This window comes from Streptomyces sp. NPDC098789 (assembly GCF_044759975.1).
Taxonomy (GTDB): domain Bacteria; phylum Actinomycetota; class Actinomycetes; order Streptomycetales; family Streptomycetaceae; genus Streptomyces.
Window position 1 is genome coordinate 76,348 of record NZ_JBIWAJ010000022.1, and the last position, 20,582, is coordinate 96,929.

The following is a 20,582-nucleotide window of genomic DNA, read 5'->3' on the forward strand; positions in this document are numbered from 1 at the left end:
CGGAATGTGATCATCGGCGGATGCCTCTTCGATTCCGCCCCGCCACCGCAGACCCCGCCGACCTCGAACGGGCCGTCGCCTACCCGGCCGACGGCCCCACCGATCCCGTTCCCGCCCTGGACGCCGACCGGGTCCGGGACGAACTCGCCGCGCAGCAGTTCCGGCCCGAGTGGACCTGGTTCGCCGAGGACGAGGAGGGCCGGATCCTGGCCCGCGCCCTGTGGTGGGGCCGCGCCGACAGCGAGCACCCGCTGGCGCTGGACTGCCTCCAGGTGCGGCCCGAGGTGTCCGACCCGGCCGAGCTGGCCGTGCGGCTGCTGGCGGCCGGTCACGAGGCCTTCGGGGCGCGGCCGCTGTACAACCTTTCGCTGCCGCACGACTGGCGGGCCACCCCCGCGCTGGCCCGCGCGGTCGCCTGGCGCGAGGAGGCCGCCCACCGGGCGGGGCTGACCGGAACCGTCGAGCGGCTGCGCTACGAGTGGACGCCCGAGGCGGGGACCGCGGAACCCACGGGCCGGCTGGTCTTCCGGGAGGGCACGGACGAGGAGTTCCTCGACTTCTTCGCCCGGCTGTCGCGCGGCAGCCTGGACCTGCACACCCAGGCCGAGCTGCGCGCGATGGACGCCGAGGCCCTGGCCCGGGACGACCTGGCCTACTACCTCGACTGCCCGGGCGAGCGGTCCTGGTGGCGCCTGGCGCACCTGCCCGACGGCACCCCGGCGGGGATGGCGATCCCCTCCCGCACCCCCTACCACCGCAACGTCGGCTACCTCGGCGTCGTACCCGAGCTGCGCGGCAAGGGGCTGATCGACGAGGTCCTCGGCGAGATCACCCGCTTCCACGCGGCCGAGGGAGCCGACCGGATCACCGCCACCACGGACACCGTGAACCGGCCGATGGCGGCCGCCTTCGACCGCGCCGGCTACCGGGTGACGGAGATCCGCCTGGTGCTGGAGGAGCCGTCCGGGCCCTGAGCTCCGGGACCTGCGGCGGGCGGCGCGGGCAGTGGCCGCAAGGCCGCGGCCGAGCGGGCGTCGACGCGGTAGCGTGCCGCCGGGGAAGGGGGACCGGGGTGTCGATCGCCGAGTTGCAGGTGTACTCCGTCGAAGAGGCGGACGTGTCCGGTGGCGTGTGCGTCGTGCGCTGCGTGGGCGGGGTCGCGCGGGCCGGACAGGTCTACGCGGCCGGGGAATCGAGGCTGGGGCTGCGCCGGATCGAGCGGAACGGGAGCCCCGTGGCCTTCTTCGCCGCGGGCCACGTGGCGACGGTGCACCTGACCGGCGCCGTGGTCGCCCTGCTGACCCGGGGCCAGGTGCTGACCGCGGTGCCGCCCGACGGGCACGCCCTGGGCGAGTTGGAGCTCTGGCTGGCCACCGATCCGCCGCTGGAGGACGAGCCAAGGCCGCTGGAGCTGCGCGCGCTGGCCGTGGGCCGGGCGCGGGACGGCCGGCTGCCGGACGGGGTGCGGCTGCGCTGGGGCCGCGTGGCGGTGGCCGCGACCCGGCGCAAGGCCGCCCGGGCGGGGGAGGACGCGCTGGTGGCCGCCGCCGAGGAGGCGGCCGTACGGGGCTACCTCCTCCAGCAGTTCGGCCCCGGGCCCGGCGGGGACCCGGCGGCGCTCTGCCGGGACCTGCTGGCACTGATCGACCTGACCCCCGGGGCGGCGGCCGACGAGGCCCGTTCCTGGCGCGACCTGCCCAAGGCCCGCATCCTGCACCTGCGCCGGATCAAGAACCTGCTGTCGTGGCTGGCGCTGGCCCGGCCGCACCTCGCGCCGGACGACCCGCTGGGCACGGCCGTGGACGCGTGGACGCGGGTCCGGCCGCGGCTTCCGTAGCCGGATCCCCGCGGGCTGCGCGCCCGCGCCGGTTCACGAGGGTGCAGCACGCCCCGGGGGTGACGTCATCGCCGCTGGTCACAGGGGTGGGTGCGCCAGTTGCTCGGCGTGTCCCAGCGTGCGCCGCAGGGCGTCGAGTTGCGGGATCTGACGGGGTGTCCGTGAGTGGGTGGCGGCGGTACGTCCCATGCCGTCATCGCGCCTGACAGGAGAGAACGTTGCGCCGCTTCACCCGCTACACCGTCCCCGCAGTCCTCTGCGTGTCCCTGCTGGCCGCGTCCCCCGGCCTCGCCGGTGCGGCCTCCCAGGACGCGCACCAGTCCGTCGTCTCCGCTTCGGCCCGGGCCATCCCGGGGACGGAGGCCCTGCTGGCGCAGGTCACGTCGCTCGGCGCGCTCGGCGGGGTCCTCACGCCGGTCACCGATCTGCTCTCCGCCGTGCTCAAGGCCCCCGACGGCAAGCTCCCCGAGGTGGACGCGGCCAAGCTGAAGAAGGCGATCGACGACGCCGTCGCCAAGCTGCCGAAGCCCCCGGCGGACGTGCCGAAGCCGCCGGTCGACCTCCCGAAGCCGCCGGTGGACGTGCCGAAGCTGCCCGTCGATCCCCCGAAGCTCCCCGTCGACGCCCCGAAGCTCCCGGTCGACGCGCCCAAGCTGCCGGTCGACGCGCCCAAGCTGCCGGTCGACGCGCCGAAGCTCCCGGTCGATGCGCCCAAGCTGCCCGTGGACGCGCCGAAGCTCCCGGTGGACGCGCCCAAGCTGCCGGTGGTCGCGGCGGCCGCCGCAGGGGCGAAAGCGGCCCCGCTGGACCTGGTCACCGTCGCCGTGGACAACCTCAAGAAGGCCGTCGACGGGCTGCTCAAGGCCTCCGGCCCCTGCGGCTGTTCGACCGACGCCGCGGCCAAGTCCACCGACGTCGTGGCGTCCCTGACCGCCCTGGTCGCGGCGCTCCTGACGGGCGGCGGACTGCCCCCGCTCCCGGTCCCGGTCCCCGCGCTGCCCGTCCCGGCCCCCGCCCTCCCGGTCCCGGCCCCGGCGCTGCCCGTCGAGTAGCCGCACCGCGCCCGCGCCCCCGCCCCGCTACCCGGTGGTGGGGGCGGGGCACGGGCGGCCCGCCCCCCTCAGGGGCTCCGCGCGCCGGTGCTCCCCCCGTGCCCCGGTGCCACCGCACGGACCCCCTTGACGGCGGTGCGCTCCGGATGGACGCTCCGGGACCTCGCATCCGTACGCATCTGGGGGGACCGGTATGCCGGAGCAGTCCGACCAGCACGACCAGCACGACCCGCACGACCCGCACGACGGGCCCGACCCGCACCGCACCGCCCGCGTCCAGCTCGCCGGGGAGCTGCGGGCCCAGCTCGCCGGAGCCGGGGCCTCGTGGACGGTGAGCGAGCACCTCGCCGACCACCAAGCCGTGCCCCGGCCCTCGCTGGGTCTGGAGCCGGGGGCCAACCTCACGCCCGCCGCCGAGGCGGGCCCCGTGGACCTGCGGGCGCTCATCGGCCGCGAGAGCGCGAACCGCGACCTCACCCGGCGCCGCGCGGCGCACGGCCTGCTGCCGGAGACGGAGCCGCCGGTCGTCGGGGCCCGACCCGCCGCCGTCGACTGGCGGGGCCGCTGGGGCTGGCCCTGGATCACCAAGGTCAAGGACCAGAACCCGTGCGGCTCCTGCTGGGCCTTCGGCGCGACCGGCCTGGTCGAGTCGATGGCGCGGATCGAGCACGCGGTGTGGGCCGAGCGCTCCGAGGGGGACGTGCACGACGGCCTGAAGTTCAGCTGCGGCCAGGGCAGCAACCCCGAGACCGCGCTGGACTGGATCAAGGTCAACGGGGGCATCTGCGACCCGGACTGCTATCCGTACACGACCCCGCCGGCCTCCGTGCCCGCCGACCGCCGCGATGCCTGGCGGGCGGACTACACGCCCAGCTGGGACCGGTCCGGCCGGACCGTGCGGATCGCCGACTACGTCCGGCTCGGCGACGTCGAGCAGCAGAAGGTCTGGCTGGACACGGTCGGCCCGCTGACGGCCTGCTTCGACGTCTACGACGACTTCTTCGGGCTCGGCTCCGGCGTCTACCGGCGCACCAGCGACCACTACGCGGGCGGCCACTGCGTGCTGATCGTCGGCTACGACGACGCGGCCGGGTGCTGGCTCTTCAAGAACTCCTGGGGCACGGGCTACCACGTGGGGGGCTACGGGCGGATCGCCTACGGCGAGGTGAAGATCGACTACTGGGCCAAGTGCGGGCTGCGCGGTACCAACGCCGACCCGTGGACCAAGCGCCGGCTGCACACCGGGAACGTCTTCGAGAGCGGCAACGGCCGCGCGCACCGCAACTTCGAGATGCTCGCGACGACCGGCGGCGGGCGGCTCCAGCACTGGTGGCGGGAGGGCGACGCGCCCTTCCCGTGGGCCCGCGCCGCGGCCTTCGGCAGCGATGCCTCCGGGCTGCCCGCCTTCACGAGCACCACCTACAACCGGAACCTGGAATCAGTGCACGTCACCACGGGCGGGCGGCTGCACCACTGGTTCTACGACCAGTCCGGCGGCACCTGGCGCGACGCGGGCATCTTCGGCCCCTCCGACGCGGCGGCCGGCAGCACGCCGGGGTTCATCCAGAGCGACTACGGCAAGCCGGGCAACTTCGAGGTGGTCCTGCGGACCGCCGACGGACGCCTCAACCACTGGTGGCGGATCAACGGCTCGCCCTGGACCTGGAACGACGGCGGCCGCTTCGCCTCGGGCATCGCCCACTACGGTCCCGCCCTGGTCCAGACCCGCGCCCGCCACCTCGACCTGGTGGCCACCCGTACCGACGGCCGCATGCAGCTGTGGTGGCGCGACGACCCGAACGGCTTCGCCTGGCGCGCGGGCGAGCTCTTCGGCACCGGGATCACCTCCGCGCCCTGCCTGATCGAGGGCCAGTACGGAGCCGCCGACGAGGACACGGCCGGGAACTACGAGCTGTGCGTGGCGGCGGGCGGCCGGATCGAGCACTGGTGGCGGGGGAACGCGGCGGGCGCGGGCTGGAACCGCAGCGCGGTCTTCGGGCACGACGCGCTCGCGGTCACCGGGATGCTCCAGGGCAGCTTCGGGTTCAATCTGGAGGTCATCGTCCTGCGCACCGATCGTCAGCTCCAGCACTACTGGCGCGACGGCGCGGGATGGCACGAGGGGCCGGTGATCGGGCCCGCCTGAGGTGCGGCGACGTGAGGAGGGCCCCCCGGTGGAGGTACGGACGGTGGCGCTCCGCGTCGGTGAGGCGTACGTCCTGCGCCTCACCGGGCGCGGGGCGCGCGGGTACGTGTGGACCTGGCAGGTGACGGGCGACGCGGACGCGGTGGAGGTGTCCGAGGGGCCGCCCGGCGGCCGGGCGGAGCCGGGCGGCCCGCCGGACCGGGAAGCGGCGCCGGTGCTGCCCGGCGCGCCGGTGGAGCGGACGTACGTCGTGCGCGGCCGGTGTCCCGGCGGGCGGGCCCGGATCCGCTTCGCCCAGGTCCGGCCGCCCTACCCCGACGAGGCGCCGTACGACGAGTTCGTGCTGGAGGTCGAGGTCGGGCCCGCCGCCCCGCCCGCGGCGGACTGAGCCGCCGGCGTCCACATCCCGGACGGGTGCCGGGTTGCACCTGTCTTGTATCTATGCTGTGCGCATGCCATCCGCCACACTCGCGCCCACGGCCGCCGAACGCGTCTACCAGCACGTCAAGAACGGCGTGCTCGACCGCCACTACGAAGGCGGGACCCTGCTCACCGAGGGCGAGCTCGCCGACGCGGTGGGGGTCTCGCGCACGCCCGTGCGCGAGGCGCTGCTGCGCCTGGAGACGGAAGGGCTGATCAAGCTCTACCCGAAGAAGGGCGCGCTGGTCCTGGCCGTCTCCGCGCAGGAGATCGCCGACGTCGTCGAGACCCGGCTGCTCGTCGAGGAGTTCACCGTCCGGCGGGCCGTACCGGCCGCGCCCGCCCTGCTGGAGCGGCTCGCGGAGCTGATCGACGAGCAGCGCCGGCACGCCGCGAGCGGCGACCTGAGCGCGCTGATCGTCGCCGACCGCTGCTTCCACGCCGAGATCGTCCGCAGCGCCGGGAACCAGATCCTGTCCCGGCTCTACGACCAACTGCGCGACCGGCAGCTGCGGATGGGCGCCCGGCTGCTGCACGCGCACCCCGAGCGGATCGCGAAGACCCTCGCCGAGCACGCCGAGATCCTGGACGCGCTGCGCGCCGGGGACGGCGAGAGCGCGGCCGCGGCGGTGCGCGGGCACGTCGGACGGGTCGCGGCCCTGGTCCGGGGTGACGCGCGATGAGCGCCTCCGTCCCCGTCCCCGTCCCGGCTCCCGCCCCCGCCGCCGACCTGCCGCCCGTGCCCCACCTGCCGAAGGACCCGCCGGGCGGGCGGCGGGCCGTCTTCGTCTGGTCCATCGGCGTCGCCGTCTACTTCGTCGCCGTCATCTTCCGCACCAGCCTGGGCGTCGCGGGCCTGGACGCCGCCGACCGCTTCCACGTGAGCGCATCGGCCCTGTCCACCTTCTCGCTGCTCCAACTGCTCGTGTACGCGGGCATGCAGATACCCGTCGGCCTGATGGTGGACCGGCTCGGCACGAAGAAGGTGCTCACGCTCGGCGCGGTGCTCTTCACGGCCGGCCAGATCGGCTTCGCGCTCTCCCCGAGCTACGGGACGGCGCTGGCCGCGCGCGCCCTGCTGGGCTGCGGCGACGCCATGACCTTCATCTCGGTGCTGCGGCTGGGCACCCGCTGGTTCCCCGCCCGGCAGGGGCCGTTGATGGCGCAGCTCGCCGGGCTGGTGGGCATGGCGGGCAACCTCGTCTCCACGCTGGTGCTGGCGCCCGTACTGCACGGGGTGGGCTGGGTGCCGGCCTTCGCGGGCAGTGCGGTGGCGGGGCTCGTGGTGCTGGTGCCGCTGCTGCTGTTCCTGCGCGACCACCCCGAGGGGCACGCGCCGGCGCCGGTGGCGCGGGGCGAAGGGGGCTACGTACGCCGTCAGATCGCCGAATCCTGGCGCGAGCCCGGGACCCGGCTCGGGCTGTGGGTGCACTTCACGACGCAGTTCCCGGCGATGGTGTTCCTGCTGCTGTGGGGGATGCCGTTCCTGGTCGAGGCGCAGGGGCTGTCGCGCGGCGGGGCGGGCGGGCTGCTGACGCTGATCGTCGTCGCGAACATGGGCTTCGGGCTGTTCTACGGGCAGTTGGTGGGGCGCCGGCAGGGTGCGCGGATCCCGCTGGCGCTCGGCACGGTGGGGGTGACGGCGCTGATGTGGGGTGCGGTGCTGGTGTATCCGGGGGAGCGGGCGCCGATGTGGCTGCTGGTCACGCTGTGCGTGGTGCTGGGGACGTGCGGGCCCGCGTCGATGATCGGCTTCGACTTCGCGCGCCCGGCGAATCCGGCGGCGCGGCAGGGGACGGCCTCCGGGATCACCAACATGGGCGGGTTCATCGCTTCGATGACGACGCTGCTGGCGGTGGGGGTGCTGTTGGACGCCACCGGGGACGACTACCGGATCGCGTTCTCCTCGGTCTTCGTGCTGGAGGCGCTGGGGGTGTCGCAGATCCTGCGGTTGCGGGGGCGGGCGCTTCTGCGGGAGCGGGAGCGGGGGGCCGCTGCCCTGACCCCGGCACCGGGCGCAGCCCCGGTCCCTGCACGGGCGGAGGTCTGAGCCCTCCACCCACCCGGGTGGGCCCGCCGGTCCGCCGCCGCCCGTGGTGGGCGGGCCCGGTGGTGCCCTCAAGCGCCGGGCCGGCTGAGTTGCCTCCGGCGGCGCCTCAATCGCCGGCGGGGCTGGTTTTGGCCCGGCCTGGTTCGTTGGCAGTGCCTCGATTGCAGGTGAGGCTGGATGTGACCGGCTGAGTTGCCTCCGGCGGCGCCTCAAGCGCCGGCGGGGCTGAATCGGGCCGGCGTCTCGGGCCCGGTCGGGGGGCTACGGCGTGACCGCGAAGTGGGAGAGGATCGCTTCTGCCAGGTCCGGGTCGCCTTCGACCTTCACGCGGTCCGCCAGGGTGTGCCAGCGGCCGCGGCCCGCGGCGAGGCGGACGTAGGTCTGCCAGTCCATCGTCAGCGTCACCGCGGGTCCCAGCGACGGCGCGTTGTCCATCGTGCCGCGGCCCTCGGCGTCGATCCGGACCGTCCGCATGAACTCCAGGGTCCCGTGCACGTCCAGCACCACCGCCGAGCCCGCCGGGGCGCCCGCGTGCTTCGCGACGACCTTCGGGAGCCCCGCCAGCAGCAGGTCCCGGGCCACCAGGGCGCCGGGGGAGTCCCAGTTCCCCGGGACGCCGAGCGCGGCCCGCAGGTCCTGCTCGTGGATCCACACGTCGAAGGCCCGCAGCCGCAGCGCCAGCTCCAGGGTCACCTGCTCGCCCAGCGGTCCGCGCACCATCGTGGTGGCCGGGTCCCGCTTCTCGTTGCGCAGCTGCCGCATCCGCCGGATGACGGTGTACTCCAGCTCCGACGTCATCTCGGGGGCGGTGTGGTGGCGCCGGACGTCCACCTGGACCTCCATGTACCGGGTGAACTCGTCCACCACGTGGAGCAGGTCCCGGGGGAGGGTGTGGATGGGGCGGGGGTCGCCGAGCTGCTCGCACTCGATGCCGATGATGTGTGACACGACGTCACGGACGGACCAGTTGGGGCACGGGGTCGCCCGGTTCCATTCGGCCTCCGCCAAGGGGAGGACCAGTTCGGATATCGCCTCGATGGAGTGGGTCCACGCATCGGCATAGGGCTGAAGGCTGGGATGGACGGTCAACGGGACCCCTCGCGTGCTGTTCAGTGGCGCGTTGTGGACGGTCGGACTGGCGGGCGGCGGCCTTGTCAAAGTTACGCTGCCGTTGAGCACCCCGGCAGTGCTTTCGTGTGACGATCGTAGGCCCCGAGTTGACGGCTTCCATGCCAGAACGGTGGTAGTGTGCGCGCCTCCCTGATCCAAATCGCGGTGAACGAGGGCGAGTCGGTGGTTTCCCGACGTGCCCGGGTGGCGGACCTCGTCCGCGAACAGAGCGGCTCCGATCTGGTGGTGCTGCCGGAACTGTGGGGCGTGGGCGCCTTCTCCTACGAGCAGTTCGAGACGGAGGCGGAGCCGCTGGACGGGCCCACCTTCGAGGTGATGTCCAAGGCGGCGCGCGACGCCGGGGTCTGGCTGCACGCGGGGTCGGTCGTGGAACGCTCCGGTGACGGCTCCCTCTACAACACCACCCTCGTGCTGTCCCCCGAGGGCGAGCTGGCGGCCACGTACCGCAAGATCCACCGCTTCGGCTTCGACCAGGGCGAGGCCGTGCTGATGGCGGCGGGCGGCTCGCTGACGACGGTCACCCTGCCGCAGACCGTGCTCGGCATCGCCACCTGCTACGACCTGCGCTTCCCGGAGCTCTTCCGCGGGCTGGTCGACGCGGGCGCCCAGACCCTGGTGGTGGCCGCGGGCTGGCCCGCCCGCCGCCGCGCGCACTGGACCCTGCTGAACCGGGCGCGCGCCGTCGAGGACCAGGCGTACGTCCTCGCCTGCTGCACCGCCGGGACGCACGCCGGGGTCGAGCAGGCGGGACACAGCCTGGTGGTGGACCCGTGGGGCGAGGTGATCGCCGAGGCGGGCCCGGGCGAGGAGGTGCTGACCGTGGACCTGGACCCGGCCAAGGTGGCGGAGACCCGGGAGCAGTTCCCGGCCCTGAAGGACCGGATGCTCGGCATCCGCCCCCCGGCCCGCGGCACCTGGGCCACGCCCTGACCGCCTGACCGCCTGACCGCCGACCGCGCACGCACCGGCCGCCGCGCCCCGCTCGCACGGGGCCCGCGGCCGGTGTTCAGCGGTCGGTGCTCAGCGGCCGCCGCCGCGCCGTTCGTCCTCCCGCGCCTCCTCCCGTTCCTCCCTCTCCTCCCTTTCCTCGTCTCGCTCCTCGCGCTCCTTCTCGGCCATCCTGATCACGCACACCGCCACCGCGAGCAGCAGCGCCGCGTCCGCCTCCTCCCGGATCACGTCCACGGCGTACGTCTCGCGGACCCGGTACCACTGGCGGGAGATCAGCGACAGCAGCTCGCCCTCGTACTCGACCTTGAACTCGCGGTCCAGGATCCGCCCGCTGACGTCGAGGACCGTCCCCTCGGACAGGGTCACGCGGTAGTGGTTGCGCAGCAGCGAGAGCCGCTTCTTGCGGATGACGGCGAGCTGCTCGCCGTCCCGCTCCAGGGTCATCGCGTCGCGGAAGCTGAACATCTTCTCGCGCAGCGTGATCAGGATCCGGCCGTCCGGGTCCTTCAGCTCCAGGGTGTCGCGGACGCGCAGCGCCTTCCCGTCGACCAGGTAGGCGTGGCGGCCGGCCTCGTCCTCGACCCAGTAGTCGTCGCCGATGGCCAGCACTTTGTCCCGAACGAGGTATTTCATGCCGTCATCGTTGCCCGCGATAGGTTGCCGCCATGCCTCTCCTCTACGTGACCGACCTGGCCTACCCGGCGCGCGGCCGCCGCTACGGCGACGAGGACGTCCTCCTCACCTCGCGGCTGCGCGAGGAGTTCCCCCTGGCCCTGTGCCACCCGCTCGACGCGCAGGCCCTGCTGCCCGCCTTCGACGCGGTGATCGTCCGCAACAGCGGGCCCGTCCTGCACCACCAGGAGGCCTACGACGCCTTCCGCGCCCACGCCCTGGCCACCGGGGCCCGGGTCTACAACCCGCTCACCGGCCGCGCCGACATGGCCGGCAAGCAGTACCTGCTGGACCTCACCAGGTCGGGCCATCCGGTGATACCCACCGTCGACGACCCCGCCGACCTGCACCTCCTGCCGCAGGTGGCCGAGTACGCCGTCAAGCCCCGCCAGGGCGCCGACTCGATCGGCCTGGCCTTCACCGCCGACCCGGCCGCGCACCTCGCGGACCTCGCGGGCCTCGCGGGCCGGGGGGCCGCCCCCGGCTCGCTCCTGATCCAGCCCCGGATCGACTTCGTCCACGAGGTGTCCTTCTACTTCGTCGACGACGCCTTCCAGTACGCCCTGTACGCGCCCGACCCGGCCCGCCGCTGGGACCTGGAGCCCTACGACCCGAGCCCCGCGGACCTCGACTTCGCCCGCACCTTCATCGGCTGGAACACCCTGAGCCACGGGATCCAGCGGGTCGACGCCTGCCGCGCCCCGTCGGGCGAACTCCTGCTGGTCGAGCTGGAGGACCTCAACCCCTACCTGTCCCTGGAGCTGCTCCCGGAGCCCGTCCGTGACGCCTTCGTGAACGCCCTGGTGGGCTCCCTGCGGTCCTTCCTGGGCTGATGGCACCCTTGACGCATGAATCCTGCCGCGTCCGCACCCCGTCGCGCCCGAGTCCGTGCCCCCGAGCTGATCGGCAAGGGCGGCTGGCTCAATACCGGTGACACCTCCTACACCCTCGCCGACCTGCGAGGACGGATCGTCATCCTCGACTTCTGGACCTTCTGCTGCATCAACTGCCTGCACGTCCTCGACGAGCTGCGGGAGCTGGAGGAGAAGCACCGGGACACCGTCGTGATCATCGGCGTGCACTCGCCGAAGTTCGTGCACGAGGCCGAGCACCAGGCCGTCGTCGACGCCGTCGAGCGCTACGAGGTCCACCACCCCGTCCTCGACGACCCCGAGCTGGCCACCTGGAAGCAGTACGCCGTACGCGCCTGGCCCACGCTCGTGGTGATCGACCCGGAGGGGTACATCGTCGCGCAGCACGCCGGCGAGGGGCACGCGCACGCCATCGCGCGGCTCGTCGAGGAGCTGGAGGCGGAGCACGCGGCGAAGGGCACCCTGCGGCGCGGGGACGGGCCGTACGTGGCGCCGGCGCCGGTCGCGACCGACCTGCGCTTCCCCGGCAAGGCGCTCGTGCTGCCCTCCGGGAACGTCCTGGTGTCCGACTCGACCCGGCACCAGCTCGTGGAGCTGGCCGCCGACGGCGAGAGCGTGGTGCGGCGGATCGGCAGCGGGGAGCGCGGCTTCGGGCCCGACGCCTTCAGCGAGCCGCAGGGCCTGGCGCTGCTGCCCGACGGCCGGGTCGTGGTCGCGGACACCGTCAACCACGCGCTGCGCGTCCTCGACCCGGCCACCGGCGCGGTGGAGACCGTCGCCGGTACGGGCCGCCAGTGGTGGCAGGGCTCGCCGACGGCCGGGCCCGCGCGCGAGGTGGACCTGTCCTCGCCGTGGGACGTGGCCTGGTGGCGGGGCCGGGTGTGGATCGCCATGGCCGGCGTGCACCAGCTGTGGACCTGGGACCCGCGGAGCGACACCGTCGCGGTGGCGGCCGGCACCACCAACGAGGGGCTGGTCGACGGGCCCGCCGCCGAGGCCTGGTTCGCGCAGCCCTCCGGGCTCGCGGCGGCCGGGGACCGGCTGTGGATCGCCGACTCCGAGACCAGTGCGCTGCGCTGGGTCGAGCCGGTGGCGGGCGAGAGCGAGGGGGACACGGACGCGTACGCGATCCGGACCGCCGTCGGCAGCGGCCTGTTCGACTTCGGTCACCGGGACGGCGCGGCGGACCAGGCGCTGCTCCAGCACCCGCTCGGGGTGACCGTCCTGCCGGACGGCTCGGTCGCCGTCTGCGACACCTACAACCACGCCCTGCGCCGCTACGACCCCGCCACGGGCGAGGTCAGCACCCTGGCGACCGATCTGCGCGAGCCCAGTGACGCGGTGCTGGTCGGCGAGGACATCCTGGTCGTGGAGTCCGCACGGCACCGGCTGACCCGGCTGCGGCTGCCGGAGGAGGCCGTCCGCGTCGAGTCGGTCGCCCACCGCACGCAGCGCGCGGCCACCGAGGTCGGGCCGGGCACGCTGCGGCTGGAGGTGGTCTTCCGGGCCCCGACCGGGCAGAAGCTGGACGACCGGTACGGTCCCTCCACCCGGCTCCAGGTCTCCTCGACCCCGCCGGAGCTGCTGGCCGGCGGCGCGGGGCAGGGGACGGACCTCTTCCGGGACCTGGTCTTCGCGGAGGGGGTCACCGAGGGCGTGCTGCACGTCTCGGCGATGGCGGCCTCCTGCGACGACGACCCGTCGAACGAGTACCCCGCCTGCCACATGCACCAGCAGGACTGGGGGGTTCCGGTCCGCGTCGTCGAAGGGGGCGCGGCCCGCCTGCCGTTGGTCCTGGCCGGCCTGGACGCCTGACCCCGGCGGGGCCGCCTCCTCCGAGGTGGGGCCGGCCACCTTCAGCCCCGCCGGCGTTTGAGGCGCCCCCGGAGGGCGGAGCCAGCCGCAGGCGCCCACCGGCCGGAGCCCTCCCTTCCCTCCGGGGACGCCTCAATCGCCGGCGGGGCTGAGTCGGCCCCTCCGGGGGCGCCCCAAACGGGCCCCCGGGCGGGGCCGGATCGGCTCCGGCGGGAGCGGAGGTGGGGCCGGCCGGTGGGCGCCTGCGGCTGGCCTCGCCCTCCGGGGGCGCCTCAAACGCCGGCGAGGCTGAACTTGCCCCGGCGGAGCCGAATTTCCCCCACCGGGGGAGGGGGGTCAGCCCTCCAGGAAGGAGACCAGGGCGTTTGCCAGGAGGTACGGGTCGTCCGCGCCGCACAGTTCCCGGGCGCTGTGCATGGAGAGGATCGCGACACCGATGTCGACGGTCTGGATGCCGTGCCGCGCGGCCGTGATCGGGCCGATCGTGGTGCCGCAGGGCATCGAGTTGTTGGAGACGAAGCTCTGCCACGGCACGCCCGCCCGCTCGCACGCCGCCGCGAACACCGCGCGCCCGCTGCCGTCCGTCGCGTACCGCTGGTTGACGTTGACCTTGAGGATCGGGCCGCCGTTGGCGCGCGGGTGGTGCGTCGGGTCGTGCCGCTCGCCGTAGTTGGGGTGCACCGCGTGACCGGTGTCCGAGGAGAGGCAGATGGTGCCCGCGAAGGAGCGCGCACGGTCCTCGTAGCTACCGCCGCGCGCGAAGACTGAACGTTCCAGCACGTTGCCCAGCAGGGGTCCGTCCGCGCCGGTGTCCGACTGCGAGCCGTTCTCCTCGTGGTCGAAGGCGGCCAGCACCGGGATGTGGTCCAGGTGTTCGGCGGTGGACACGGCGGCCAGCGCGGCGATGCCCGCGTGCACCGACAGCAGGTTGTCCATCCGCGGCCCGGCGAGCAGTTCTCGGTCACGGCCCAGGTAGGCCGGCGGCTCGATCGAGTGGACCATCAGGTCCCAACCCGCCACCGCGCCCTGGGCCAGGCCCTCTTCCTCCTCCAGGAAGGCGATCAGGTCACCCTCGTGCGCCTCGCCCAGACCCCAGATCGGCTGCATGTGCCGCTGCTTGTCCAGCTTGAGGCCGTCGGAGTTGACGGACCGGTCCAGGTGCACGGCCAACTGCGGCACGCGCAGCAGTGCGCGGTCGATGTTGACCAGCCGCTCGGTGCCGTCGCGCAGGGTGAGTCGACCCGCGAGGCCCAGGTCGCGGTCCAGCCAGGTGTTGAGCAGGGTGCCGCCGTAGACCTCGACGGCGATCTGCCGCCAGCCCTGTGACCCGGTGTCAGGAAGCGGCTTGACCCGGAGGTTGGGGGAGTCGGTGTGCGCGCCGATGATCCGGTACGGGGTGTGCGGGGTCGCGCTCTCGGGGACGTACCAGGCGATGAGCGCGCCGCCGCGCAGTACGAACTTGCCCCCCGCGCTCGAATCCCAGGCGTCCGTTTCCGACAACTGCCTGAAGCCGGCCTTTTCCAGCCGCTCGCCCGCGTTGGCGACGGCGTGGTACGGCGAGGGGCTCGCCGCCAGGTAGGTCATCAGATCGTCGGTGTGGCCGCGGTCGAAGCGGGCGGGAGAGCTCATGTGGTTCACCTTAACGACGGTCGTGTTCGTCATGGCCGGGCTGTGGCGGATAGCCCACGGACAGCCGGAGGACGAGGGCGCGGTGGTGGTGTGAACTGCGATCCCGGTCGGCTCAGCCCGGCGGACGCTCGAAGCGGCGCTGCAGCTGCCTGCGCTCGCCCCGGCGGATGCGCGGGAGCATCTCAGGGGTCTGCGCGGAGCGCTGTGCGCGCCTCTTGCGTCCGGCGCAGAAGATACATGCCTCGCCGGGCGGAGCGTCGGGATCCATCGGCGCGCCGGGATGTTCGGCACATCCCGACGCGTTGCGCGGGCGGGACAGCTCGCGGGCCACGATGAAGGCCCGGTGCAGGTTGTCGGCGACCCGGACGAACTCGTCGTCCGGTGAGCCGATCGTCAGGTGGAAGCGGTATTCGTCGAGCGTACGGAGGTACAGCCGGAGCTTCTCCAGCGTGTACGGGCCCTCCGGCACGGGGTAGCCGAGGCGGCGCTGTTCCCCCGCCGGAGCCGGGGTGGGGGCCCCGCCGCGGCCGCGCAGGCCCATCCGGCGCCGGTCGTTGCAGAGCAGGCAGCGGCCCCAGCCGTCGGGCGCCTCCGGGTCCAGGGCGCCGTTGGGGTGCTCGGGGCAGCCGGTGTAGCTCTTGGAGGGGGCCAGGGCCGAGGCCGTCTGGAAGGCGGTGTACAGCGCGTCCGCGATGCCGTCGTACTCGGTCGGGTGCGCGCCCTCGTAGAGGTCCTGGACGCCGTCGCCGAGCGCGCCCAGTTTCGCGTGCAGCTCCTTGAGGGCGTACGGCCGCCCGGTCGGGACGGAGTACCCCCTGCTGTGCTGCTCGTGTGCGCTCATACCTACGAGCGTCCCACGAACCGCCGACAACCCGTGCACGCGGTCGGCCGGACCCCAGCTGAGCTGGGAGTCCGGCCGGCGCGCGTACACCGCGTACGTCGTGGGTCCTGCGGGGCGGTGTCGGTGAGGTGTCCTTAGAAGGCGGCCTCGTCGAGGTCCATCAGGGTGTTGTCGACGGCCTCGGCCAGCTGGCGCTGGACCGCGACGCCCGGCAGGACCTGACCGGCGAAGAACTTCGCCGCGGCGATCTTGCCCGTATAGAAGGCGACGTCCTTGGCGGTGGCCGTCGGGAGCTTCTCGGCGGCCACGGCCGCGCCCTTGAGCAGCAGGTAGCCGACGATCACGTCGCCCGAGGCCATCAGCAGGCGGGTGGTGTTCTGGCCGACCTTGTAGATGTTCTTGACGTCCTCGCCGGTGGCGGTGAGGTCGGTGACCATCTGGCCGACGATGGCCTCCAGGTCCACGGCGGCCTTGGCCAGCGCGTCGCGGGCGCCGGAGAGCTCTTCGCCGCCGACGGCCTCGGCGAGGAACTTCTTGATCGTCTCGGTGAGGACGTTCAGCGAGGCGCCCTGGTCGCGGACGATCTTGCGGAAGAAGAAGTCCTGGCCCTGGATCGCCGTGGTGCCCTCGTAGAGGGTGTCGATCTTGGCGTCCCGGATGTACTGCTCGATCGGGTATTCCTGCAGGTAGCCGGAGCCGCCGAAGGTCTGCAGGGACTGGGCGAGCTGCTCGTAGGACTTCTCCGAGCCGTAGCCCTTCACGACCGGCAGGAGCAGGTCGTTCAGGCCGATGAGGGAGGAGGCGTCCTCGCCCGCGGCCTGCTTGACCTGGATCTCGTCCTGGACGGAGGCGGTGTAGAGCACCAGGGCGCGCATGCCCTCGGCGTACGCCTTCTGCGTCATGAGCGAGCGGCGCACGTCGGGGTGGTGCGTGATGGTGACCTTGGGCGCGCTCTTGTCCATGAAGTTCGCCAGGTCCGGACCCTGCACGCGCTCCTTGGCGTACTCCAGGGCGTTCAGGTAGCCGGTGGAGAGGGTGGCGATGGCCTTCGTGCCGACCATCATCCGCGCGAACTCGATGATCATGAACATCTGGCGGATGCCGTCGTGCTTGTCGCCGATCAGCCAGCCCTTGGCGGGGTGCTGGTCGCCGAAGGTCATCTCGCAGGTGTTGGAGGCCTTGAGGCCCATCTTGTGCTCGACGTTCGTGGCGTAGACGCCGTTGCGCTCGCCCAGCTCGCCGGTCTCCCAGTCGAAGTGGAACTTCGGGACCAGGAAGAGCGACAGGCCCTTGGTGCCCGGGCCGTGGCCCTCGGGGCGCGCGAGGACGTAGTGGAGGATGTTCTCCTCCATGTCGTGCTCACCGGAGGTGATGAAGCGCTTGACGCCCTCGATGTGCCAGGAGCCGTCGGCCTGCTCGACCGCCTTGGTGCGGCCCGCGCCGACGTCCGAACCCGCGTCGGGCTCGGTGAGGACCATGGTGGAGCCCCAGCGCTTGTCGACCGCGATCTCCGCGACCTTCTTCTGCGCCTCGTTGCCCTCTTCGAAGAGGATGCCGGCGAAGGCGGGGCCGGAGGAGTACATCCAGACGGCCGGGTTCGCGCCCAGGATGGTCTCGGCGAACGCCCAGATGAGGGAACGCGGCGAGGTGGTGCCGCCGATCTCCTCGGGCAGGCCCAGGCGCCAGTACTCGGAGTCCATGAAGGCCTTGTAGCTCTTCTTGAAGGACGCCGGGACGGGCGCGGTGTTGGTGGTGGGGTCGAAGACCGGCGGGTTGCGGTCGGCGTCCTCGAAGGAGGCGGCCAGCTCGTTCTCCGAGAGCTTGGTCATCTCGCTGAGGATGGTCTTGGCGGTGTCGGTGTCCATCTCCCCGAACGGGCCGGTGCCGTACAGCTTGTCGCGACCGAGCACCTCGAACAGGTTGAACTCGATGTCGCGCAGATTCGACTTGTAGTGCCCCATGGCTACGGCTCCGTTTTAAGGCTCGGGGGAGACAGGATCCTCGTACTTACCAATCGGTAATGTCATGATGCTACCCGCGGGTAATAAGAACAACCCTTGCTCGACGACTGTGACCAGCATCAAGCCAGAAACGCTGGAGAGCCGCTCAAGAGGGTCCGGGAGTGCAGCCGGCCGCCTTCCGGGCCGCGGGCTCGTACGCCGTGATCAAGGCGGTGAGGGCGCTGCGCCGCTTCGCCACGTCGGAGGGCCCGCCGTGGGCCGCCACCTCGGTGATGAAGAGCCGTGGCTGGCCCTGGAAGGTGCACTTCACGGTCGCCAGGGCCAGCGAGTCCGCCACCCAGCCCTCCCCGCCCGGGAGGGCGATCTTCTCGGGGTGCCCGGACCGGTCGAGCTTCTCCTGGATGACCTTGGGCAGGTCCGCCACCTCGGTGCTCACGTCCGTCTTCAGCGAGAGCGCCGGCTTCGCGTCCACCGAGAGCGTGCAGCGCGCACTGCCCTGCCCGAGGTCCTCCGGCTGGAGCCGCAGGGTGTCACCGGCCGGCAGCAGCGGCTTCAGGGCCGCGGCGCCCACGCCGACACCGCACGCGGCGTCCGGGACGGCGTAGCCCGTGCCCTGCGAGCACCCCGCGAGCGCGCCGAGGGCCGCGAGCAGGGCGGTGGCGGCGAGGGCGCTCCACCGGGGCCTCATCCGTTGCCCGCCAGGCCCGAGGCCCGCTGGTTGCCGTCGAAGGCGGCGCCGTTGATCTCGTGCGTCAGGGTGTAGCGGTTCTGGCCCGGGTGTGGGTTGGACGCGGCCCACTCGTCGGCCAGCGCCTGGAGCTGGCGCTCGCGGACCGTGAAGGTGTCGCCGTTCTGCCGCGAGATCTCGGCGCCGATCCGGGCCTGCTCGTCGAGCTGCCACTGGTAGGCGAGCGCGTCGACGCCGCGCTGCGCGACGTCGCCGACGACCGGGATGAAGTTCACCGCCGAGCCGAAGCCGTGGTAGATCCACTTCGCGTCCCAGCTGGGGTCGTGCTTGTCGGTCTGGATCGCCTGGTACCGGGCCTCCTCCAGGAAGCCGACCGTGGCCCCGGAGCGCAGCAGCGTCTCCTTCTGGTCCGTGGGGACGCCCGTGTGGATGTCGTTGACCATCTCGCGGTTCATGGCCTCGTTGAGCATCCCGTAGGCGCTCTGGTCGCGGGAGACCTGCTTGCTGACCTCCAGCAGCTCCTTGCGGTCCAGCAGGCGGGGGTCGCCCGCGTCGTCGGCGAGCGTGCTGGCGGTGTGGTTGACGACGTCGCTGTGCCGGGACAGCACCTTGGCCATGTCGTCGCGCATCTCGGGCGGGAAGTCGTTCCCCGTCTGCGAGAGGTACGTCAGCGAGCGGTCCAGCACCTTGCGGTGCTCGGGGCCCAGGTCGACCTGCTGGGCGTTCGGGTCGAGCGGGTTCTGCCCGGTCGCCGCCGCGACCAGGGCGTTGCCGGTCGCCTCGCGGGAGGAGTTGCCGTCGTGGCTGTTGGTCGGGGTGTCGTCGAAGACGGTCCGGTCCTTGAGGACGTACTGCGCGTTGTCGGTGGGCTGCGTCGTGTTGAAGAACTCGGTCGCCGCGTTCGGGCTGTTGGCCAGGCCCGTCATGAAGCCGGTCATCGGGTCGCGGCCGAAGTCGTCGCCGGTGAAGTTCATCTTCGGCATCGACGGGGGGCCGCCGTTCCAGTAGCGGTCCGGCATCTTCATCTTCTTCTCGGTGGCCACCAGCGCGTTCCCGTAGTCGTTCAGGAAGCGGTTGTCCCAGTCGCCGTTCCTCATCAGGTTGCTCATGAGCTGGAAGCCGTAGACCCGCGTGCCGCGCGTCTGGACCATCTGGTCGCCCTGCCGGACCATCTCGTCCTCCCAGGCGCGCATCGCCGGGCTGTCGGACTGGGTGGCCCCGGCCAGCGTGAAGCTGAGGTTCTTCTGGAAGTCGCCGAGCTGGTCGAAGCGGGCCCGCTGGAGGGCGCCGCCGTCGGAGGGGTCCGAGAGGTCCGCCCAGAAGTCCAGCAGGCCGCGCGGGCCGAGCGTGGTCGCGAACTCCTCCTGGAAGAGCCGGTCGTCCTTGTGGGCCGCGAGGTCCTTGTTGAGCTGGTCGAACTCCTCGGGCGTCAGGTCGTCGCCCTTGTTCTTGAGGAGGTTCGCGATCCGCTCCGCGTCCTTGATGGCCGCCGCGGCCACGTCCCGGTTGTAGTAGCTGGCGCCGGAGAAGCCGTACGGGTTCTGGCTCACCAGCATCGACAGCGCCTGCGCCGCCGTGGTGTCGCTCTCCGTGGCCCGCTGGAGGATCCCCTGGACGGTGTCGCGCAGCGCGATGGCGTCGGCCTCGGTGTGCTCGGGCACGGTGTGCCCCTTGGCGGCGCGGTCCGGGTGGATGTTCATGGTGACCGTGAAGCCGCCGTTGCCGGTACCGACCACGGTCAGGTTCCGGGACAGGGCCTGCTCGATGGTCGTGTTCAACTCGGTCTTGTAGCCGACCAGTTCGCCGTGGGTGTCGCTCAGGATGTTGCGGACGCTGTCCGCCTCGGTCGCCGCGTCGGCGAACTCCTTGGCGGTCTTGCCGATGAACTCCCGGGTCACGGTGGCGTTCACCCCGGCCCAGTTCGCCTTGGCCGCCTTCCCGCCCATGTCGGTGCGCGCGTCCTCGGACAGCTGCTGGAGCTTGGTCACCATCGCGGACCAGTCGCTCACGGCGGTGGCGAGCTTGCCGAAGTCCGCGAAGCGGAGTGCGTCGAGGTCCATCAGTGGTGCGCCCTTTCCTCGAAGCCCTTGTCCAGCTGCTCGTACTTGAGCTGCGTGGCGATCCAGTGCTCGCCCTCGGCGTGCGCGTTCTGCGTGTAGTCGAGGTGGTTGGAGATGTGCGCGCACGCTTCCAGCAGGCTGTTGACCTGGGAGTTCCACTTGTCGGCGACGGTGGACAGGGCGCCGCCGAGCGCGAAGTCCTTCTTCATCGCGCCGGCCGCCTCGTAGGTACTGGCCTTGGCGTGGTCCCCGTCGGTGTCCAACCGCTGGTGCAGTTTGAAGGCCGCGTCGCCGACGGCCGCGAGGTCCTGCTGCGTGACGACGAGGTCCCCTTGGGGCGACGGCCCGCCGCCGTCCTCGGCGGGCACGTGGTTGAGGCGCACCCCCGCCTGCTTGTCGGCCACCGAGGCGCGTACTTGCGCCCACTCCTGGTCGAACGACATCGGATTCCCCCGTA

The 20,582-nt window shown here is 72.6% G+C and carries 18 protein-coding genes; 10 read left to right on the plus strand and 8 right to left on the minus strand.

The features are described 5' to 3' along the window. Positions 1-20 precede the first annotated feature (20 nt). The 7 genes from ACIQWR_RS33795 to ACIQWR_RS33825 all read left to right on the plus strand — a co-directional run bounded on the left by ACIQWR_RS33795 (position 21) and on the right by ACIQWR_RS33825 (position 7,505). Positions 21-974, plus strand: a complete 954-nt coding sequence (locus tag ACIQWR_RS33795) for a GNAT family N-acetyltransferase (protein WP_404017581.1) — start codon at positions 21-23, stop codon at positions 972-974. Between the two features lie 98 nt (positions 975-1,072). Continuing rightward, the gene (locus ACIQWR_RS33800) at positions 1,073-1,837 is read left to right on the plus strand and encodes a hypothetical protein (protein ID WP_404017584.1); all 765 of its coding nucleotides are present in this window, start codon (positions 1,073-1,075) and stop codon (positions 1,835-1,837) included. Between the two features lie 218 nt (positions 1,838-2,055). Beyond that, positions 2,056-2,889 (plus strand): hypothetical protein, encoded by an 834-nt coding sequence (locus ACIQWR_RS33805; protein ID WP_404017587.1) that lies wholly within the window; start codon positions 2,056-2,058, stop codon positions 2,887-2,889. Positions 2,890-3,082: 193 nt separating this feature from the next. Next, on the plus strand, positions 3,083-5,035 hold the full coding sequence (locus ACIQWR_RS33810) for a C1 family peptidase (protein ID WP_404017590.1): 1,953 nt from the start codon (positions 3,083-3,085) through the stop codon (positions 5,033-5,035). Between the two features lie 28 nt (positions 5,036-5,063). After that, complete coding sequence (locus ACIQWR_RS33815) at positions 5,064-5,423, plus strand: protease inhibitor I42 family protein (protein WP_404017593.1); 360 nt, start codon at positions 5,064-5,066, stop codon at positions 5,421-5,423. 64 nt (positions 5,424-5,487) lie between these two features. Then, positions 5,488-6,138: a GntR family transcriptional regulator gene (locus tag ACIQWR_RS33820; protein ID WP_404017596.1), complete on the plus strand. Its 651-nt coding sequence runs from the start codon at positions 5,488-5,490 to the stop codon at positions 6,136-6,138. Next, entirely contained in the window at positions 6,135-7,505 is a 1,371-nt protein-coding gene (locus ACIQWR_RS33825) for a nitrate/nitrite transporter (RefSeq protein ID WP_404017599.1), read from the plus strand. Before ACIQWR_RS33820 ends, ACIQWR_RS33825 begins: the two co-directional genes overlap by 4 nt. 261 nt (positions 7,506-7,766) lie before the next feature. Here ACIQWR_RS33825 and ACIQWR_RS33830 read toward each other — a convergent pair whose 3' ends face one another. Beyond that, positions 7,767-8,594 (minus strand): maleylpyruvate isomerase family mycothiol-dependent enzyme, encoded by an 828-nt coding sequence (locus ACIQWR_RS33830; protein ID WP_404017600.1) that lies wholly within the window; start codon positions 8,592-8,594, stop codon positions 7,767-7,769. Between the two features lie 159 nt (positions 8,595-8,753). On the opposite strand from ACIQWR_RS33830, the gene ACIQWR_RS33835 reads away from it, so the two are divergent. Beyond that, positions 8,754-9,566 carry a carbon-nitrogen family hydrolase gene (locus ACIQWR_RS33835; protein WP_404017603.1) on the plus strand — a complete coding sequence of 271 codons (813 nt, stop codon included), beginning with the start codon at positions 8,754-8,756 and terminating at the stop codon, positions 9,564-9,566. Between the two features lie 90 nt (positions 9,567-9,656). Here the strand turns inward: ACIQWR_RS33835 and ACIQWR_RS33840 are convergent, their stop codons facing one another. Then, positions 9,657-10,220, minus strand: a complete 564-nt coding sequence (locus ACIQWR_RS33840) for an LURP-one-related/scramblase family protein (RefSeq protein ID WP_404017606.1) — start codon at positions 10,218-10,220, stop codon at positions 9,657-9,659. A 32-nt stretch (positions 10,221-10,252) separates the two neighbouring features. Between ACIQWR_RS33840 and ACIQWR_RS33845 the strand changes: the two genes are divergently transcribed. Both ACIQWR_RS33845 and ACIQWR_RS33850 read left to right on the plus strand, forming a co-directional pair. Next, positions 10,253-11,092, plus strand: coding sequence for a hypothetical protein (locus ACIQWR_RS33845; RefSeq protein ID WP_404017609.1), 840 nt, complete (start codon positions 10,253-10,255; stop codon positions 11,090-11,092). A 15-nt stretch (positions 11,093-11,107) separates the two neighbouring features. Next, positions 11,108-12,946 carry an NHL domain-containing thioredoxin family protein gene (locus tag ACIQWR_RS33850; protein ID WP_404017611.1) on the plus strand — a complete coding sequence of 613 codons (1,839 nt, stop codon included), beginning with the start codon at positions 11,108-11,110 and terminating at the stop codon, positions 12,944-12,946. A 336-nt stretch (positions 12,947-13,282) separates the two neighbouring features. Here the strand turns inward: ACIQWR_RS33850 and ACIQWR_RS33855 are convergent, their stop codons facing one another. From ACIQWR_RS33855 to ACIQWR_RS33880, 6 genes are all read right to left on the minus strand, one after another. Continuing rightward, positions 13,283-14,575 carry a M18 family aminopeptidase gene (locus tag ACIQWR_RS33855; protein ID WP_404017614.1) on the minus strand — a complete coding sequence of 431 codons (1,293 nt, stop codon included), beginning with the start codon at positions 14,573-14,575 and terminating at the stop codon, positions 13,283-13,285. 112 nt (positions 14,576-14,687) lie between these two features. Next, positions 14,688-15,416, minus strand: a complete 729-nt coding sequence (locus ACIQWR_RS33860) for a hypothetical protein (RefSeq protein ID WP_404017616.1) — start codon at positions 15,414-15,416, stop codon at positions 14,688-14,690. 134 nt (positions 15,417-15,550) lie between these two features. Further along, positions 15,551-17,377, minus strand: coding sequence for an acyl-CoA dehydrogenase (locus tag ACIQWR_RS33865; RefSeq protein ID WP_404017618.1), 1,827 nt, complete (start codon positions 17,375-17,377; stop codon positions 15,551-15,553). A gap of 145 nt (positions 17,378-17,522) precedes the next feature. Beyond that, complete coding sequence (locus tag ACIQWR_RS33870; RefSeq protein ID WP_404017621.1) at positions 17,523-18,065, minus strand: hypothetical protein; 543 nt, start codon at positions 18,063-18,065, stop codon at positions 17,523-17,525. Next, positions 18,062-20,125, minus strand: coding sequence for a hypothetical protein (locus ACIQWR_RS33875; protein WP_404017622.1), 2,064 nt, complete (start codon positions 20,123-20,125; stop codon positions 18,062-18,064). Before ACIQWR_RS33875 ends, ACIQWR_RS33870 begins: the two co-directional genes overlap by 4 nt. Further along, positions 20,125-20,568 carry a hypothetical protein gene (locus ACIQWR_RS33880; protein WP_404017625.1) on the minus strand — a complete coding sequence of 148 codons (444 nt, stop codon included), beginning with the start codon at positions 20,566-20,568 and terminating at the stop codon, positions 20,125-20,127. Before ACIQWR_RS33880 ends, ACIQWR_RS33875 begins: the two co-directional genes overlap by 1 nt. Positions 20,569-20,582: the final 14 nt, after the last annotated feature.

What these genes read in the sequence shown, in the direction of transcription:
- ACIQWR_RS33860 (WP_404017616.1), bottom strand. Translation starts at nt 15,416, where the DNA reads ATGAGCGCACACGAGCAGCACAGCAGGGGGTACTCCGTCCCGACCGGG.
- ACIQWR_RS33850 (WP_404017611.1), top strand. Translation starts at nt 11,108, where the DNA reads ATGAATCCTGCCGCGTCCGCACCCCGTCGCGCCCGAGTCCGTGCCCCC.
- ACIQWR_RS33825 (WP_404017599.1), top strand. Translation starts at nt 6,135, where the DNA reads ATGAGCGCCTCCGTCCCCGTCCCCGTCCCGGCTCCCGCCCCCGCCGCC.
- ACIQWR_RS33795 (WP_404017581.1), top strand. Translation starts at nt 21, where the DNA reads ATGCCTCTTCGATTCCGCCCCGCCACCGCAGACCCCGCCGACCTCGAA.
- ACIQWR_RS33880 (WP_404017625.1), bottom strand. Translation starts at nt 20,568, where the DNA reads ATGTCGTTCGACCAGGAGTGGGCGCAAGTACGCGCCTCGGTGGCCGAC.
- ACIQWR_RS33820 (WP_404017596.1), top strand. Translation starts at nt 5,488, where the DNA reads ATGCCATCCGCCACACTCGCGCCCACGGCCGCCGAACGCGTCTACCAG.
- ACIQWR_RS33875 (WP_404017622.1), bottom strand. Translation starts at nt 20,125, where the DNA reads ATGGACCTCGACGCACTCCGCTTCGCGGACTTCGGCAAGCTCGCCACC.
- ACIQWR_RS33810 (WP_404017590.1), top strand. Translation starts at nt 3,083, where the DNA reads ATGCCGGAGCAGTCCGACCAGCACGACCAGCACGACCCGCACGACCCG.
- ACIQWR_RS33855 (WP_404017614.1), bottom strand. Translation starts at nt 14,575, where the DNA reads ATGAGCTCTCCCGCCCGCTTCGACCGCGGCCACACCGACGATCTGATG.
- ACIQWR_RS33845 (WP_404017609.1), top strand. Translation starts at nt 10,253, where the DNA reads ATGCCTCTCCTCTACGTGACCGACCTGGCCTACCCGGCGCGCGGCCGC.
- ACIQWR_RS33840 (WP_404017606.1), bottom strand. Translation starts at nt 10,220, where the DNA reads ATGAAATACCTCGTTCGGGACAAAGTGCTGGCCATCGGCGACGACTAC.
- ACIQWR_RS33870 (WP_404017621.1), bottom strand. Translation starts at nt 18,065, where the DNA reads ATGAGGCCCCGGTGGAGCGCCCTCGCCGCCACCGCCCTGCTCGCGGCC.
- ACIQWR_RS33865 (WP_404017618.1), bottom strand. Translation starts at nt 17,377, where the DNA reads ATGGGGCACTACAAGTCGAATCTGCGCGACATCGAGTTCAACCTGTTC.